The organism is Streptomyces sp. NBC_00287 (assembly GCF_036173105.1).
Taxonomy (GTDB): domain Bacteria; phylum Actinomycetota; class Actinomycetes; order Streptomycetales; family Streptomycetaceae; genus Streptomyces.
Window position 1 is genome coordinate 2,619,206 of the sequence record NZ_CP108053.1, and the last position, 16,647, is coordinate 2,635,852.

The 16,647-nt window shown below is 70.9% G+C and carries 15 protein-coding genes; 3 read left to right on the plus strand and 12 right to left on the minus strand.

Annotated elements, in window-relative coordinates:
• Positions 1–33: 33 nt before the first annotated feature.
• Genes OHT76_RS11975 through OHT76_RS11990 form a run of 4 tightly spaced genes read right to left on the minus strand, consistent with a single transcriptional unit; the run spans position 34 to position 3,085 of the window.
• On the minus strand, positions 34–522 hold the full coding sequence (locus OHT76_RS11975) for a DUF5304 domain-containing protein (protein ID WP_328870767.1): 489 nt from the start codon (positions 520–522) through the stop codon (positions 34–36).
• 57 nt (positions 523–579) lie between these two features.
• Entirely contained in the window at positions 580–1,734 is a 1,155-nt protein-coding gene (locus OHT76_RS11980; protein WP_328870768.1) for an ArsA family ATPase, read from the minus strand.
• A gap of 39 nt (positions 1,735–1,773) precedes the next feature.
• Positions 1,774–2,211, minus strand: a complete 438-nt coding sequence (locus OHT76_RS11985) for an SRPBCC family protein (RefSeq protein WP_328870769.1) — start codon at positions 2,209–2,211, stop codon at positions 1,774–1,776.
• A 58-nt stretch (positions 2,212–2,269) separates the two neighbouring features.
• Entirely contained in the window at positions 2,270–3,085 is an 816-nt protein-coding gene (locus tag OHT76_RS11990) for a metallophosphoesterase family protein (RefSeq protein WP_328870770.1), read from the minus strand.
• A gap of 312 nt (positions 3,086–3,397) precedes the next feature.
• On the opposite strand from OHT76_RS11990, the gene OHT76_RS11995 reads away from it, so the two are divergent.
• Positions 3,398–5,194, plus strand: a complete 1,797-nt coding sequence (locus OHT76_RS11995; protein WP_328870771.1) for an AMP-dependent synthetase/ligase — start codon at positions 3,398–3,400, stop codon at positions 5,192–5,194.
• A 12-nt stretch (positions 5,195–5,206) separates the two neighbouring features.
• Here OHT76_RS11995 and OHT76_RS12000 read toward each other — a convergent pair whose 3' ends face one another.
• Together OHT76_RS12000 and OHT76_RS12005 are read right to left on the minus strand one after the other, a co-directional pair.
• Positions 5,207–6,787: a GMC oxidoreductase gene (locus OHT76_RS12000; RefSeq protein WP_328876510.1), complete on the minus strand. Its 1,581-nt coding sequence runs from the start codon at positions 6,785–6,787 to the stop codon at positions 5,207–5,209.
• A gap of 101 nt (positions 6,788–6,888) precedes the next feature.
• Positions 6,889–8,031, minus strand: coding sequence for a glycosyltransferase family 4 protein (locus tag OHT76_RS12005; protein ID WP_328870772.1), 1,143 nt, complete (start codon positions 8,029–8,031; stop codon positions 6,889–6,891).
• Positions 8,032–8,161: 130 nt separating this feature from the next.
• On the opposite strand from OHT76_RS12005, the gene OHT76_RS12010 reads away from it, so the two are divergent.
• Positions 8,162–9,397 (plus strand): glycosyltransferase family 87 protein, encoded by a 1,236-nt coding sequence (locus tag OHT76_RS12010; RefSeq protein WP_328870773.1) that lies wholly within the window; start codon positions 8,162–8,164, stop codon positions 9,395–9,397.
• Here OHT76_RS12010 and OHT76_RS12015 read toward each other — a convergent pair.
• On the minus strand, positions 9,358–10,647 hold the full coding sequence (locus OHT76_RS12015) for an MATE family efflux transporter (protein WP_328870774.1): 1,290 nt from the start codon (positions 10,645–10,647) through the stop codon (positions 9,358–9,360). The two genes, OHT76_RS12010 and OHT76_RS12015, sit on opposite strands and share 40 nt — an antisense overlap.
• Before the next feature lie 81 nt (positions 10,648–10,728).
• On the opposite strand from OHT76_RS12015, the gene OHT76_RS12020 reads away from it, so the two are divergent.
• Positions 10,729–11,259: a PadR family transcriptional regulator gene (locus OHT76_RS12020; protein WP_328870775.1), complete on the plus strand. Its 531-nt coding sequence runs from the start codon at positions 10,729–10,731 to the stop codon at positions 11,257–11,259.
• Here the strand turns inward: OHT76_RS12020 and OHT76_RS12025 are convergent.
• The 5 genes from OHT76_RS12025 to OHT76_RS12045 all read right to left on the minus strand — a co-directional run bounded on the left by OHT76_RS12025 (position 11,247) and on the right by OHT76_RS12045 (position 16,614).
• Positions 11,247–12,440, minus strand: a complete 1,194-nt coding sequence (locus tag OHT76_RS12025) for a hypothetical protein (protein WP_328870776.1) — start codon at positions 12,438–12,440, stop codon at positions 11,247–11,249. The two genes, OHT76_RS12020 and OHT76_RS12025, sit on opposite strands and share 13 nt — an antisense overlap.
• Before the next feature lie 43 nt (positions 12,441–12,483).
• Positions 12,484–13,497 carry a C40 family peptidase gene (locus OHT76_RS12030; protein WP_328870777.1) on the minus strand — a complete coding sequence of 338 codons (1,014 nt, stop codon included), beginning with the start codon at positions 13,495–13,497 and terminating at the stop codon, positions 12,484–12,486.
• A 218-nt stretch (positions 13,498–13,715) separates the two neighbouring features.
• A complete protein-coding gene (locus OHT76_RS12035) occupies positions 13,716–14,750 on the minus strand; it encodes a C40 family peptidase (RefSeq protein WP_328870778.1) in 1,035 nt (344 codons plus the stop codon).
• 210 nt (positions 14,751–14,960) lie between these two features.
• On the minus strand, positions 14,961–16,304 hold the full coding sequence (locus tag OHT76_RS12040; protein WP_328870779.1) for an NYN domain-containing protein: 1,344 nt from the start codon (positions 16,302–16,304) through the stop codon (positions 14,961–14,963).
• 70 nt (positions 16,305–16,374) lie between these two features.
• Complete coding sequence (locus OHT76_RS12045; RefSeq protein WP_055541554.1) at positions 16,375–16,614, minus strand: hypothetical protein; 240 nt, start codon at positions 16,612–16,614, stop codon at positions 16,375–16,377.
• Positions 16,615–16,647: the final 33 nt, after the last annotated feature.

The following is a 16,647-nucleotide window of genomic DNA, read 5'->3' on the forward strand; positions in this document are numbered from 1 at the left end:
GCCCCGCTATGGCCAACCGTACCCGAGGGGGCTTTAGTCCAAGTCGATGCGTTCACCGGGACCGGAGTCGTCGCCGCGGTCGCGGCGCTCCTCCAGGTCGTGGTCGTCGCCGGTGGTCCAGCGGCGCTCCTGGGCCTGGACGGCGGAGCGGTAGGCGGCGAGCAGTTCGTTTCCGGCCGCCGCCAGGTGGTCGAAGACGTCCGGGTTGCGCTCGATGACGGGCTCGACGGCGGCCTTCGCCTGCTCGACGACCTGCTTGACCACCTGCTGGGCGGCGGGTCCGGCGACCGCGCCGAGCAGCGGGGACTGGAGCGAGGACAACTTGTCGCTGACGGCGTCGACGAACTTGCGCAGTTCCTCGGCGGCCGAGCCCGGGGGCGGGCCGTACTGGGCGCGGCGGCGGGCCTGCTCCGCGGCGAGGTCCTCGGCACACGCCGTCGCCCATGCGTCGGCGTCGGTGGCCCGTACCTCGTCGAGCGCTTCCTTGCCGGCGGCGTCGGACGGCGGGAGCTCTTCGCTCATGACGGACTCCTGACTACGGTTCGTCTCTCCGACGTTACCCGAACGGGCGTACCGGCTTCACCGGGTCCCGGGCCACAAATGCGGGTCGGGCGCGAACCGGATCTGCAGCACCCCGTCCCGCAGCGCTGCCCCGTCGACGGTGCAGCGGCGCAGGGCGGACGGCAGCGGGACGATACGGCGGAACGGCCCTGCGGTGACGACGAGTTCGTCCCCGCGCCGGACGAGGTCGAGGTCGTCGCGTACGGCGCCGGGGAGCGGGATGTTCCAGACGAGCACTCCGTCGTCGGCGAGCCGGTCGGTGACGGGCCACTCGACGGTGGAGGGCCGGGCGTTGACGGGGACGTCGAGCGCCGCGAGGTCGTCGCCGCCGCGCGGGTCGAGTCCGAGGTGGGGGACGACCTGGACGTCGTACGACTCCCGCCACTCCTCCAGGATCTTGCGCTGCTGGGCGACGAACCCCGCGGGCCAGTCCTCCGGCGCGACCCGGTTGGCGACCAGCAGGTCGGGGCGCAGCCCGCGCAGGGCGAGGGCGAGGGTCGCGCCGTGCACGGCATCGGCACCGGCGGGTCCGGGCTCGGCGACGAGTCGTACGGCGGTGCGCTTGTCGGCGACGACGGCTTCCGCGGCGGCCAGCTCGACGTCCCACCGAGCCGCGGTCTCGTACAGCCACTCCGCGGGCATGGGAACCCCGGCGAGCCGCCCGAGAACAGGGCGCAGGGCACGGGCCGCCTGCCGCTCGGGCGGAAGCAGCCGTCGCAGGTAGCGGCGCAGTTCCTCGGGGAGGGCGAGGAGCGCGAGGGCGTGCGGGGTGGCGGGAAGGTCTACGACGAGCAGATCGTGCCGCTCGGAGAGGGCCGCGTCGCGCAGTGCGCGGAGCAGGGTGAGCTCCTCGGCACCGGGGAGTGGGGTGACCTCCTCGGGGTCCAGCCGGGAGGCGCCGAGGAGGTCGAGGGCGGAGGTGGCACGTTCCTGAAAGGCGGCGAGATCGTCCCGGAAACCGGCGGCGGCATCGGGCCGCCAGGCGGTGAGTCTCTCGCCCACTTCCACCGGCGAGGGCCCGGTCGCCGTACCGAGCACGGCACCGAGGGTGTCGGAACGGTCGGCACTGAGGACGAGGACCCGGTCGCCGTCACGGGCAGCGGCAAGTGCGGTGGCGGCCGCGACAGTCGTACGACCGCTGCCGCCGGGGCCCGTGATCAAGAGGGTGCGCATGAGGGTGAACGGTAACGGAGACTCACTCACCCTCCGCTGCTACGCCGATTCCACCCTCTTCTTCAGCCCGGCCAGCGCCCGGTCGATGATGACCTTCTCGGCCTTGCGCTTGATCATCCCGAGCATCGGGATCTTGACATCGACCGTCAGCACATAAGTGACCTCGGTCGACCCGGAACCGGCCGGCTTCAGGATGTACGAGCCGTCCAGCGACCGCAGCATCTGGGACTTCACCAGCGTCCAGGACACCTCGTGGTCACCGGTCCAGGTGTACGCCAGCACCTGGTCGTCCTTGATCGCGCCCGCGTCCATCACGAGGCGTACCTGCTCGGCGCGGCCCTGGCCGTCCGTCGCCAGGACCTCCGCCTCCTTCACCTCGCCGGTCCAGTCCGGGTAGCGGGCGAAGTCGGCGATCACCCCCATGACGTCGGCCGGTGCCGCCTCGATCGTGATGCTCGAGCTGGTGTGTTCCGCCATCGCCGTGGCTCCTCCAGATGCGGGCCGGTAAGTCGTCCTCGTGTGTGCAGCGTGAAGGCTACCGCGCGCCCGACCCGTCGAACTCCAGCGCCCATGGCTTCCCGGTCCCGGCGAAGTGCCCGACGTTCACGCACTGCGTCGACCCGATCCGCATCCGGTGGACCAGCGGCTGATGGACATGGCCGAAGAGGGAGTACCGGGGCCGGGTACGCCGGATCGCGTCGAGCAGCGCCCTGCTGCCCCGCTCGAAGCGGCGCGCCACCGTGTCGTAGACCAGTTCCGGCACCTCCGGCGGGATGTGGGTGCACAGCACGTCCACCTCCCCCACGGCCTCGATCTTCGCCGCGTACTCCTCGTCGCTGATCTCGTACGGCGTGCGCATGGGGGTCCGCAGGCCCCCGCCCACGAAGCCGAACGTCCAGCCGCCGATCTCCACCCGCTCCCCGTCCAGCACGGTCGTGCCGGGCCCGGCGTACTCGGGCCACAGGGGCGGCATGTCGACATTGCCGTACGTTGCGTACGTCGGTGTCGGGAACACCGCGAACAGCTCGGCGTACTGTTTGCGTACCGCCTTCTCGATCACCGCGCCGCGGTCCGAGCCGATCCCGGCCCACAGCCGGGCCCCGAAGTCGCGGGCCTCGTCGTAGCGGCGGGCGGTGCGCAGTTCGACGATGCGGTCGGCGTTCTCGGCGCCGAAGAGGTCGGGGAAGATGCCTCGGGAGTGGTCGGCGTAGTCGAGGAAGAGGACCAGGTCACCCAGGCAGATCAGAGCGTCCGCGCCGTCACCGGCTGCGGCCAGGTCACGGACGTTGCCGTGTACGTCGCTGACCACGTGAACGCGCGTCCTGCTGTTACCGGCTGGTGTGGATGCCATGGCGATCAAGCGTAAGCGTGTGCGGCATGCGTGAACAGTGGTGGCCGGACCTGCGGTTACTGGCTAGTCGTCAAACAGGTCGACTACTGTGCGCGCAGAAGCACCCATTCTTGCGGTACCGATCCGTGTGACGCAGCGAACATCTCGCCGGGACCCCCTGTCGTAGAAGCCATACCGGCGGGTAACGTCCGGGCAGTCCAGTCGTGCTCAGGATTTCAACCACCGAAATTCCTGGGTACCTGCCCGAGCCTTGGACCGCACCGTCGCATCACACAACGTCGTGGCGCCGGCGCCCTATGAGGAGCAGCAGTCTTGCGCGAGTTCAGCCTTCCGGCTTTGTACGAGGTCCCCGCGGACGGCAATCTGACCGACATCGTCCGCAGAAACGCCGCGCAGCATCCCGACGTCGCCGTCATCGCCCGCAAGGTGGGCGGCACCTGGCAGGACGTGACGGCCACCGCCTTCCTCGCCGAGGTGCGCGCCGCGGCCAAGGGCATCATCGCGGCCGGAGTGCAGCCGGGCGACCGGGTCGGGCTGATGTCCCGCACCCGCTACGAGTGGACCCTGCTGGACTTCGCGATCTGGTCGGCGGGCGCGGTCACCGTGCCGGTGTACGAGACCAGCTCCCCGGAGCAGGTGCAGTGGATCCTCGGCGACTCGGGCGCGACCGCGGTGCTCACGGAGCTGGACAGCCACACGGCCGCCGTGGAGTCGGTACGCGACCGGCTGCCCGCCCTCAAGCACGTCTGGCAGATCGAGGCCGGCGGCATCGAGGAGCTGGGCCGGCTCGGGCAGGACATCAGCGACCGGACGGTCGAGGAGCGCAGCTCGCTGGCGAAGGCCGACGACCCGGCGACGATCGTCTACACCTCCGGTACGACCGGCCGCCCCAAGGGCTGTGTGCTCACCCACCGCAACTTCTTCGCGGAGTGCGGCAACATCGTCGAGCGGCTGCGCCCGCTGTTCCGTACCGGCGAGTGCTCGGTGTTGCTGTTCCTGCCGCTCGCGCATGTCTTCGGCCGGCTGGTGCAGATCGCCCCGATGATCGCGCCGATCAAGCTGGGCTGTCTGCCCGACATCAAGAACCTCACCGACGAACTGGCCGAGTTCCGGCCGACGCTGATCCTCGGTGTGCCGCGCGTCTTCGAGAAGGTCTACAACTCGGCGCGCGCCAAGGCGCAGGCGGACGGCAAGGGCAAGATCTTCGACAAGGCGGCGGACACGGCCATCGCCTACAGCCGCGCGCTGGACACCCCCTCGGGCCCGTCGATGGGCCTGAAGATCAAGCACAAGGTCTTCGACAAACTCGTCTTCAGCAAGCTGCGCGCGGTCCTCGGCGGCCGGGGCGAGTACGCCATCTCCGGTGGCGCCCCGCTAGGCGAGCGCCTCGGTCACTTCTTCCGCGGCATCGGCTTCACGGTGCTGGAGGGCTACGGCCTGACCGAGTCCTGCGCGGCCACCGCCTTCAACCCCTGGGACCGCCAGAAGATCGGCACGGTCGGTCAGCCGCTGCCCGGCTCGGTGGTGCGCATCGCCGACGACGGCGAGGTGCTGCTGCACGGCGAGCACATCTTCAAGGAGTACTGGAACAACCCGGGCGCGACCGAAGAAGCGCTGCGGGACGGCTGGTTCCACTCCGGAGACATCGGCACCCTCGACGAGGACGGCTACCTCAGGATCACCGGCCGCAAGAAGGAGATCATCGTCACCGCGGGCGGCAAGAACGTCGCCCCGGCCGTGATCGAGGACCGGATCCGTGCGCACGCGCTGGTCGCGGAGTGCATGGTGGTGGGCGACGGGCGGCCGTTCGTGGGCGCGCTGGTCACCATCGACGAGGAGTTCCTGGGCCGCTGGGCCGCCGAGCACGGCAAGCCCGCGGATGCCACCGCGGCGTCGCTGCGCGAGGACGCGGACCTGCTGGCCGCCATCCAGTCGGCGATCGACGACGGCAACGCCGCGGTGTCCAAGGCGGAATCGGTGCGGAAGTTCCGCATTCTGTCCTCCCAGTTCACGGAGGAGTCGGGCCACCTGACGCCGTCGCTGAAGCTCAAGCGGAACGTGGTGGCGAAGGACTTCGCGCAGGAGGTCGAGGCGATCTACGCGAAGTGACCGAAGCGGTCGCTATGGCGCGGTGTCCTCGGCGAGGACCCGCGCCATCGTGCGTTCGGCGAGCGCCGTGATCGTGACGAAGGGGTTCACCCCGATCGACCCGGGCACGAGCGAGCCGTCGGTGACGTACAGCTTCGAATACCCCTTCACCCGGCCGTAGTTGTCGGTCGACCGCCCCAACACACAGCCGCCCAGCGGGTGGTACGTGAAGGTGTCGGCGAACGCCTTGTTGGCCGAGCCGAACAGGTCGTACCGGTAGATGGTGGCGTTGGCCCGGTTGATCCGGTCGAACAGCTTCTTGGCCATGGCCACCGAGACCGCGCTCTGCGCCGCGGTCCAGCCCAGCGCCAGCGAGCCGCCCGAGTACGAGAAGGCCGCCCGCTCCGGGTTCTTGGTGATCGCCAGATAGAGGCTGACCCAGTGCTCCAGGCCCGTCGGCAGCGGCGCGATCTCCGCGAAGACGGGGTTGGCGGTGTTGGCCCAGTCGTCGATGCCCATCACCGGCATCGTCGCCTGGTTCGCCCCCACCGTGTCCCACAGGTGGTTGGCCCGCCCGAGCATCACATTGCCGTTGGTGCCCCAGCCGGTGCCGACGCTCGCGTCGAGAGCGGGCAGCGCGCCCGTCTCCCGTGCGCGCAGCAGGAGTTCGGTGGTGCCGAGGCTGCCGCCGCCGAGGAAGAGGTACGTACAGCCGTACTCCTTGGTCTCGACGACCGTCCCCGCGTTGTCGATCCGCTGGGCGGTCAGCAGGTACGACCCGTCGGCGGCCCTGGTGATCGCGGTGACCCGCTCCTGGGTGTGGATGGTGACGTTCCCGGTGCCGAGGGCCGCGGCGAGGTAGGTCTTGTCGAGGGTGCGTTTGCCGTGGTTGTTGCCGTAGACCACCTCTCCGGCGAGGGCCGACTTGGTCGCCGTACCGGCCGCCTCGCGCTGCATGTGGCCGAAGTCGTAGACGTTCGGCACGAAGGTGGTCTTCAGGCCGGCGTTGGCCGCGTGTTTGCGGGAGATCCTGGTGAAGCGGTACCACTCCGTGGACTCGAACCAGGCCGGGTCGATGGTGTTGACGCCGAGCATGGAGCGGGCGCGGGGGAAGTACGTGCCGTACATCTCGTCCGCGTCCACGGTGGGGAACTGCTCGGAGAAGTACGACTTGAGCGGGGTGACCGCCATTCCCCCGTTGACCAGGGAACCGCCGCCGACGCCTCGGCCGACGTACACCGACATGTTGGCGAAGTGCACGCGGTCCAGGACACCGGGATAGGGGCTGATGTCCTTGTTGACCACGTCCAGCCACAGGAAGGTGGCGAGGGGGGCCTCGGTTCGGGTGCGGAACCACATGGAGCGGTGGTCCGGCGTTGCGGTGGAGCAGAAGACCTTGCCGTCGGGGCCGTTGGTGTTCCAGAGGCGGCCCATCTCGATGACGAGGGTGCGGATGCCGGCCTGGCCGAGGCGGAGGGCGGCGACGGAGCTGCCGTAGCCCGAACCGACCACGATCGCGGGGGCGTTGTCCACGGCGGCGGGTTCCACGGCCGCCGCCGACTGGAGACCGATGCGGGTGAGACCGGAGGCGGCGGCGGTTTGCAGGGCCACCATGCCCAGGATTTGACGTCTCGTCAGCTGACGCTGCATCAGTTTTGCTGTCATGTGCGGAGCATGGGCGGATTTTCCCCTTCCGCCTAGAGTCACCGCACGCTTTACAACAGGGTCTTCAGTCGTTCCGCCAACAGGTCCCAGCGCCACTTCTCCTCGACCCACTGCCTGCCCCGCTCACCCATCCTGCGGCGCAGTTCCGGGTCGCCCAGGAGCGTGACGATCCGGTCGGCCGCCTGCTCGGGGGAACCGCCCCGCACGACCCAGCCGGTCTCGCCGTCGAGCACCGCGTCGGGAGCGCCGCCGGAGTCCCCGGCGACGACGGGAAGTCCGGTCGCCGAGGCCTCCAGGTAGACGATGCCGAGGCCCTCCACGTCCAGGCCCTGCCGACGGGTGCGGCACGGCATCGCGAAGACGTCACCGGCGCCGTAGTGCGCGGGCAGCTCGGACCACGGGACCGCGCCCGTGAAGTGGACGGAGTCCGCCACCCGCGTCTCGTGGGCCAGCTTGCGCAGGTCCTTCTCGTACGGGCCGCCGCCCACGATCAGCAGGACCGCGTCCGGTTCCTTCGCCAGGATCCGGGGCATCGCGAGGATCAGCGTGTCCTGGCCCTTGCGCGGGACCAGCCGGGAGACACAGACGATCACCGGGCGGTCGGTCAGCCCGAGCCGGGCCCGCACGAGGTCGCCACCGGACCCGGGGTGGAAGGTCTTCTCGTCGACGCCCGGCGGGAGCTGCACCATCCGGGAAGCGGCCGCGGACGACAGCGCGGTGGCGATCCGCGAGCGCGTGTACTCGCCGAGGTAGGTGATCGTGTCCGTCGAGTCCCCGATCCGCCGCAGCAGCTGCCGCGAGGCGGGCAGCTGGGCCCAGCCGGCCTCGTGCCCGTGGGTCGTGGCCACCAGCCGCTGGGCGCCGGCCTTGCGCAGCGCCGGGGCCATCAGACCGAGCGGGGCCGCCGCCCCGAACCACACCGACGTACAGCCGTGCTCGCGCAGCAGCCCGACCGCCCGCCGGGTCGCCGCCGGCGTCGGGAGCAGCATCGTCGTGGAGTCGCGTACGACGGTGAAGGGCTGTTCGGCGTCGAAGGCGGCCGTGGCCTCGATACCCTCCCGGCTGCGCTTCCAGGTGGAGGCGTAGACGACCAGCCGCTCCGGGTCCAGGCGCAGCGCCATGTTGTGCAGGAAGGCCTGGATACCGCCGGGGCGGGGCGGGAAGTCGTTCGTCACGATGAGCGTCTTGTGCATCGCGGCCGACCCTATCCGAGGCGCCGTACCCAGCGCCTCACGGCCGCGCTGGTGGCAGACGCACAGCTTCCCGGGACATCATGTTCCCCTCAAGGCGGACTCAGGACGGATGCGGGCGGTAGGGGACCAGGTGGAGACGACGGGCACACGGCGGTCCTTGGCGGGTCTGCTCGTCATCTGGGCCCTGACCAGGACGGTCCTGCTGCTCTTCGTGTTCAAGGTGTACGTCTTCCCCGGCCCGGACGTCACCAGCGATGTGTCCGTGATCTACCAGGGCTGGTACGAGGTGCTGCGCACCGGAACGTTCCCGCAGGACGACGTCACCTGGCAGTACCCGCCCGCCGCCGCCCTCGCGATCCTCTCCCCCGCGCTGCTGTTCTACCTGGACTACGCCTCCGCCTTCTTCGTCCTGGCCTTCACCGCCGACCTCGCGGTCCTCGCCCTGCTCCTGTACGCGGGCCTGCGCCCCGGCCGCAGTCTGCGCGGCCCCTGGGTGTGGACGGCAGGCGTCCCGCTCCTCGGCCCGACCGTGTACGCCCGCTACGACGTGATGGTGACCGCGGTGGCCGTCGGCGCGCTGCTGGCCGGCGCCCGGCACCCCCGGGTGATGGGCGCGCTGACGGCGTTCGCGGCGCTGCTGAAGGTGTGGCCGGTGCTGCTGCTGGTCGCCGCCCGTCGCCGCTCGGCCTGGGTGTCGGCCACGGTGACCGCCGCTCTGGTGGCGGCCCTGTTCGCCGTGGCGATGCCGGGCGCGTTCGCGTTCCTGACCTTCCAGCGGGACCGCGGCACCGAGGTGGAGTCGCTGGGCGCCCTCGTCTTCCATGTGGCCCGGCACTACGGCTGGGACGGACAGGTGCTGCTGAACTACGGCTCGGTGGAGTTCCTCGGTCCGTATGTGGACGTCGTCAGCACGGCCGCCCTGGCGCTGACCGGGCTCGCCTTCGGCTGGCTGCTGCTGTGGCGGTTCAAGGCGACCCGGTTCCTGCCGCACACGCTCGCGGACGCGGCGTTCGTGGCGGTGCTGATGTTCGTGACGACGAGCCGGGTGATCAGTCCGCAGTACATGGTGTGGCTGGTCGGCCTGGCCGCGGTCTGCCTGTGTTTCCGGGGCGGCCGGATGGGCCGGCCGGTCGCGCTGGTGCTGGCGGCGTGCCTGGTCACCGTCCTGGAGTTCCCGCTCTGGTTCTCGCACGTGGTGTCCAGCGACACCCTCGGCATCACCCTCCTCTTCCTCCGCAACGGCCTGCTGGTCCTGGCCACGGTCCTGGCGGCCCGCGCGCTCTGGCGCTCCACGGTGTCCGCCTCCGAGCCCGCTCCGGTGCCGACTCAGGCCGCCCGCACCAAGGAGACCTCGCTCCCCTCCTGACGCGGAGCAAGCCACCGCAGCAAGGCCCACTGCACCGCCATGGCAAGCGCCAACGCCAGACACACGCCCGGCAGCCCGAGCCCGGACAGTCCGTACGCCAGCGGCAGCTGTACGGCCGTGCCGAGCAGCGTCACTCGCAGCAGCACCGGCGCACCGCCGCCGCCCTCGAAGACCCCGCCGAGCGCGATGACGCAGGCCATGAGCAGCAGGTAGGGCCCGATGCAGCGCAGGAACAGCACGCCCTCGTGGGCGACCTCGGGCCCGGCGCCGAAGGCGGCCATGATCCAGGGCGCGGTCACGGCGAGCAGCACGGCCGCCGCCAGCCCCACCGCCCCGGACACCAGCACCGCCTGCCGCCCGATCGCCCGCCGCTCGTCCCGTCCGGCGCCACGGGTGTGCGCGGTGTGGATGGCGGCGGCCTGGCGTACGGCGTAGAAGGCCATGGTGGCGACGTAGAGGACCTTGTACGCGATCGCGTACGCGGCCACCGCGGTCACCCCGAGCCGGGCCACGATCGCCACCAGCGCCAGCGCTCCGGTCTGCCGGACGGTGAAGTCGGCGGCCATGGGCAGGCCGGTGGCGAGGGTCCGGCGCGGGGAGAAGGAGCCCCGTGGCCCCCGGAGCAACGCCTTTCGACGCAGGGCGAGCAGGCCGACGCCCAGGGCCACGCAGCGGCACAGGACGGTGGTGGCGGCGGCGCCCTGCACGCCGTAGAGGTGGATCGCGAAGGGGTCGATGACGAGGATCAGGCCGTTGGCCAGGAGGGCGAGGCGCATGGGGGTGCGGGTGTCGCCGGTGCCCTTGAGGATGCCGTCGACCAGGGTCTGGGCGAAGAAGACGGCGATGCCGGGCAGGGAGATCGCGAAGTAGGCGGTGGCGAGCGGGACGGCCGGTCCTTCACCGCCGAGGACCAGCCGGGCCAGCGGCTCCCGCAGCAGCAGCCCGCCGAGCACGACCACGGGCGTGATCAGCGCGTACACCGCCCAGCCCCCGCGTACGGCCGCCCGCACCGCGGCCGGGTCCCGGGCGCCCCTGGCGTGCGCGACCAGCACGGTCGTACCGGAGCCGAAGACCAGCGCGACGCCCAGCAGCACGTTCTCGGTGTTGGTCGCGACGGCCACGGCGGCGACGGCCGGTCCGCCGAGCCGGGAGACCCAGACGGTGTTGATGATCCCGGCGGCGACGGAGGCCAGGAGCGAGAAGTAGACGGGGTGGGCGAGCGAGATGAGCTGTTTGCGGTGAGCGTTCATGGATCCCCCTGGAGGTACCTCGATTCGATATAGCTCGGTTAGAGGTAGCATGGGCGGCACGACATCCGCAAGGAGGAACCGGTGCTGGAGCTGTCGATCCTGGGCTTCCTGGCCGAAGAGCCGCTGCACGGCTATGAGTTGAAGGAGCGCATCAAGGCGCTCAGCGGCCATGTCCGGCCGGTCAGCGACGGTGCCCTGTACCCGGCGATCACCCGTCTCACCAAGGCGGGCCTGCTCGACCAGCACACCGAGCCGGGCGCGAGCGCCGCCCCGCGCCGGATCCTGTCGCTGACCGAGGAGGGCCGCGCCGACCTGCTGGAACGGCTGCGCCACCCCAAGCAGACGGAGATCACCGACCAGGTCCGCTTCAACACCGTCCTGGCGTTCCTACGGCATCTGCCGGACCCGCGTGAGCAGGCCGCCGTACTGCGTCGGCGGCTGGAGTTCCTGGAGGCGCCGTCGAGCTTCTTCTACCGGGAGGGAGAGCCGGTGCGGGCGGAGGAGGCCGGCGATCTGTTCCGGCAGGGCATGCTGCGGGTGGCGCGGGCCACTGGCGCGGCGGAGCGGGCGTGGCTCGCGGAAGCGATCGAGCTGCTCGATCAGCCGAACTGAGTCCGCAGGTACTCCCGCCACTGCCAGGTGAACTCCTCCACCGTCGTCCCGAGCACCTTCTCCATGGCGTCCTCGACCGCGCCCGGCCGCTTCTCGTGCGCGCCCACCGCCCGGTAGAACTCCCCGAGCCGCACCTCGCCCCAGCGGTCCGCGATCATCCGGCAGGCCATCCAGCCGCTCTCGTACGCCTGCGCGAGCCCCGCCGAGTCCCCGGTGAACCCGAAGTCCTGGTCGGTCGGCAGCCCCGCCGGGATCCGGCCCTCGGTCACCGCCCGCCACAGCTCCGGCGCGGCCTCGGAGGGTGTGCGGCCCGAGCCGAGGTAGCCGACCCAGTCGGCGTAGCCCTCGGAGAGCCACAGCGGGGTGGCGGCGCTGGTGTGGGCGCGGGTGGCCACATGGGTGGTCTCGTGGGTGAGCACGACCTGTTTGCCGCTCTCGCCGAGGACGCCGTACGCGACCGGGTTGAGGATGATCCGGTCCGCGGGCGCGTCGGCGGGGGCGCCGGTCTCGCCGGTGGTCACGGCCGCGATGCCCCGGTAGGAGGACGCGGGCGAGCCGAGCAGCCCGGCCATCCCCTCCAGCGACTCCGGTACGAGTACGACGACCCGCCGCGGCCACTGGGTCCCCCACGTCTGCGTCACCGCGGGTACGGCCCGGTCGGCCAGATCGGCGAAGGTGCGCAGCCGCTCCGCGCTCTGTCCGACCCCCAGCACGATGCTGCGCTCACCCCGGACGACATCCACCCGGCCCTGGTCCCACAGCTGTTCGGCGGCCTTCTTCGCGGGCCGCTCGGACTCGACATACCAGTCGCCGCCGGCGTCCAGGCTGAGCTCCAGGCTGCGGGCGGCGGTGACCGGAGCGCGGTCGTTGCCTTCGACGCGGTAGCGCAGTTCGGCCTCGGCGGTGGCGGTGTCCCCGGCGCGCCGGAGCCCGGTGACCCGGTACGACCACTCGGCGAACGGCACGGCCCGCAGATCGTCGAACCCGCTCTGCGCACCCGTCCGTACAAAGGCCGACGCATCATGCTCGACGATCGCCTCGGCCCGCCGATCGAGCACCCGTTGCACCGCGTCCGTGGCGGCGTCGGTCTGCGGTCGGCCGCCGCATGCCACGAGCGAGACGAGGAGCAGACACAGCGCCACCACCGCACCGGACCCGGACGCCCGCCGTCGACCAGCCATGCCGCGATCGTACGGGGATCAGAGCGCGGAGGTCAGACCCCCGTCACACCCTGGTGACCGTGGCCCCCGGCATCATCCCCACCGGGTCGTACCGGACCGGCGCTCCCGGATAGGGCGCGTGGATCACCTGGCCGTTGCCCATGTACATCCCGACGTGGCTGGCGTCGGAGCGGTAGGTGACCAGGTCGCCGGGCTGGGCCTGGGAGAGAGGCACCTGGCGGCCGGCGAAGCGCTGGCCCTGGGAGGTGCGGGGCAGGGAGACGCCGGCCTGGGCGTAGGACCACTGCATCAGGCCCGAACAGTCGAAGCCGCTGGGGCCGCTGGCGCCCCAGACGTAGGGCTTGCCGAGGGCGGAGCGGGCGGCGGCGATCGCGGCGGCCGCGCGGCCCGAGGCCGGGACGGCGCCCCCGAGGTCGGGCATGTCGGAGCGGCCGGAACGGGAGGCCCGGTCGTAGGCGGCGCGCTCGGCGGACGGCAGGGAGTTCAGCAGTTGCCGGGCCTTCGCGAGCTTGCCCTCCACCGTCCGCTTGTGCGCCGCGACGGCCTTGCGGCTCTTCTCCAGCTCCCCGAGCTTGCGGGAGGCCTCGGCGCGCTCCTGGGAGAGTTCGCGCATCGCGTCCTGAAGGTCCTTCAGCTCGCCCGCCTGATGGGCGCTGATCCGGTCAAGGACGGCCGCCTTGTCGAGGTAGTCGTCCGGATCGTCGGAGAACAGCAGGGCCAGGGAGGGGTCGAGCCCGCCGGAGCGGTACTGGGCTCCGGCCAGCGAACCGAGCGCCTCCCGCATGGAGTTGATGCGCTCCTGCTGCCGCGCGATCCGGTCCTGCGCCCCGCTGACCTCCTTGCGCAGCGAGTCGGCGCGCTCATCGGCCTTGTTGTAGGCCTCGGTGGCCTTCTCGGCCTCCTCGTAGAGGCGGTCCACCTCGGCCCGGGTGTCGTCGTGCGGCGCGGCGAGCGCGGGTACGGCGCCCAGCGCGGCTGCCGCGGCTGAGATGACGCAGAGCGCGGCGCTCGCGCCCCGGTCGAACCCGGACGGTACAAGGCGACGATGGGACCCCACAGGAAGCCGCACCCCTTCCGCTGGCGGACAAGGACCTTCCCCGGCGAGGGGGAAACGCGGCAGACAGTAGCCCCGCGACGGGTCACCGACCAACGACCGCCGTGGGCACGCACAGTGACGCCCCGCCTATGACGCAGGTCATGGGCGGGGCGTGGGGTCAGTTCACGTCGCTGCGATTCGCCCGTTCGGGCGGCACGGTGTCGTGATCTTGAGGGTGATCAGATCCGGACGCCGAACTGGAACGGCATGTTGTTGATCGACTCGTAGCGGACGACCGTGCCGGTGCGCGGGGCGTGCAGCACCTGGCCGTTGCCCGCGTAGAAGCCGACGTGGTGCAGGTCGCCGTAGAAGATGACCAGGTCGCCGACCTTGAGGTCGGACTGGCTGTAGATGCGGGTGCCCGCGTTGGCCTGGGCCTGCGAGGTGCGCGGGATGCCGACGCCGGCCTGGGCGAAGGCCCAGGAGGTCAGGCCCGAGCAGTCGAAGGAGGACGGGCCGGAGGCGCCGTAGACGTAGGGCGAGCCGATCTTGCTCTGGGCGGCCTGGAAGGCGGCCATGGCCCGGCCGGAGCCGGCGGTGGCGCCGCTGAGGTCGACGCGGTCGGCGGACGAGCGGCTGGCGCGCTCCTCCTCCGCGGCGAGGGCGGCCTTCTCGGCGGCGGTCAGGGAGTTCAGAAGCTTCTGCGCCTCGGCGAGCTTGTCCTGGACTTCCGTCTTCTTCTTGCCCAGTTCGGTCCGGGTGGAGGCGAGGTCCTTGAGCTTCTCACTGGCCTCGGCGCGGTCCTGGGCGAGTTCGCGCTGCTTGTCCTGGATCTTCTTCAGCGACTCGACCTGCTGGCTGCTCAACTGGTCGAGCGTGGACGCCTTGTCGAGGTAGTCGTCCGGGTCCGCGGAGAGGAACAGCTGGACCGAGGAGTCTATGGAGCCGGTGCGGTACTGGGCGGCGGCCGCCAGGCCTATGGAGTCGCGCATCTCGTTCAGGTCTTCCTGACCGCGCGCGACGTTGTCCTGGATCGTGGAGATCTCCTTCTGGAGCTTCTCCTGCTTCTCCTTGGCGCCGTTGTACTTCTCGGTGGCCTGCTCGGCCTCCTCGTAGAGCTTGTCGACCTTGGCCTTGACCTCGTCCTTGCTCGGCTTCTCGCTGGGCGCGGCGTTGGCCGCCTGCGAGCTGATGGCCACGGCGGCAGCAGCGGCGGTGGTCAGCACGGTCACACGTGCGCGGCTCGGCTGCTTGGGTCGACGGTGGGACGCCACGGAGGCGAACTCCTTCTCCTCAGTGATCTTCCGATCGAAGGTTCGAAGGCAGACCCTAGTGATACAGCTGTGATCAGTTCAAACCCCTGGGCGATTTATCCCGGTTACGGTCCGCATTCTTTACCATCAACCCACGTGCAGTGATGTCCACTTGACGCTACGTTGCGTGACGGTTCCGTCAATTCGGGCATTGCGTCTGTACGTTGACCTTCAGGACAGTCGCTTCAGAAGCACCGCAGATGCCACCGGCCGGGCGCCCGCCCTGGCGACCCCGTCGGCCACCTCGCGGTCGGTCGAGACGACGATGACCGGACGCCCCGGCGGCTCGGCCCGCACCAGCTGACGGATCAACTCATCGGCGGTGACCCCGGGTTTGGAGAACAGCACCCGCACCCCGCGCGGCGGCGCGAGCAGCACCGGCGCGGCCAGCTCGGCCCCGTCGAAGACACAGGTCACCTCGGCGCCGGTCTGCGCGGCGAGCTGGGAGAGCTGCCCGAGGAGCCTGAGGCGCTGCTTCTCCAGCGGCATCTGGGGGTAGCCGGTCTTGGTGACGTTGTAGCCGTCGACGACCAGATGGGCCTGGGGCAGCGCGAGCAGCTGGTCGATGATGGCGGGGTCGTTTTCGGACAATGCCCGTGCGGCGATGTCCTTCGGGGTCATACGTCCCGGTTCGACCGCGTCCACGGTCTCGGCCGGACGCACCGACACCGGCGGCAACGCCAGTTCCCGGCGCAGCCCTTGGGTGGCATCCAGCAGGGTGTCCAGCAGCAGCCGTACCCGCATGTCCTCAACGCTGCGGCCCTCGCGCGCCGCCCTGCGGGTGGCCTCCAGGGCGGCCTCCGCCTCCCCGAGCCGCGACTTCAGCCGCCGGGCCTCGCTCTCGGCGGCGGACACCTGCGCGTGCGTCTCGGCGCGTACGGTCTCGATCTCGCCCTGCACCTTGCGCAGCGCGGCCTCACCGCGCTTGACGTCACTTAGAGCGGCCCGCAACTTGCGGTGAAGCGATTCGGCTTCCTTCTTGGCGGCGTCCAGCTCGGTGCGCAGCCGCTCGGTCTCGGTCCGGATCTGCTCCCGGGCCTGGGCGAGTTCGGCGCGCAGCCGCTCCAGTTCGGCCCGGCTCTCCTCGTCGGCGCGCTCGGCATCGGCGCGCTGGGCCTCCTCGCCGGCCGCGGTCACGAGCTTGACCCAGCCGGTGGGCCGCAGCACATAGGCCGCGGCCGCCACATCGAGCGGATCCGCGGCCGGGGGCGGCGAGCCGGAGTCGAGGGCGCCGGCGATTTCCGGCTGGGCCTCTCTCAGCTTCTCCCCGATGCGCTGGCGGAAGAGCGGATCGGCCTCCAGGGCGGCGGCCATGGCGTTACCGGCGAACTTGGCGCGGCGGTTCGGGGCGAAGCGGGCGTACTGCCTCAGCTGGGCGGGCAGTTCGGTGACGGTCAGCCCACCGAAACCATCCGAGACGATCTGTACGACTCTTCTGCGCACTCCGTCGGGCAGCGGACGGTCGAGCACCTCAGCGGCGCCGTCGCCCGGCCCCCCGCCTTCGGTCTCCACCATCCGTCTCACCCCAATGCCTGTGCGGGATCCCCCTGACTGCGGGGATCGCCTTGAGCGGGGCCCGCTCCGCTCAGGAGCCGGCGCCCGGCCTGTCCACGAGTTCCACCTGGTCCACGGCGTTGCACCAGCGGCAGCGCACCGACTCGATGGTCTCACTGACCACCTCGCGCTCCTCGACCTTGGGCTCACCGGCCAGATCGAGGTGGACGTACTCGACGACCTTCGACGAGCGGGTCACATCGAAACGGGTGAGGTTGCCGCAGAGCGTGCAGCGCCACCGCGTGGTGGCGGTCGGCAGGGGAACCGTCATCGCGACCGTTCTTTCCTTCCAGTGTCGGTGACT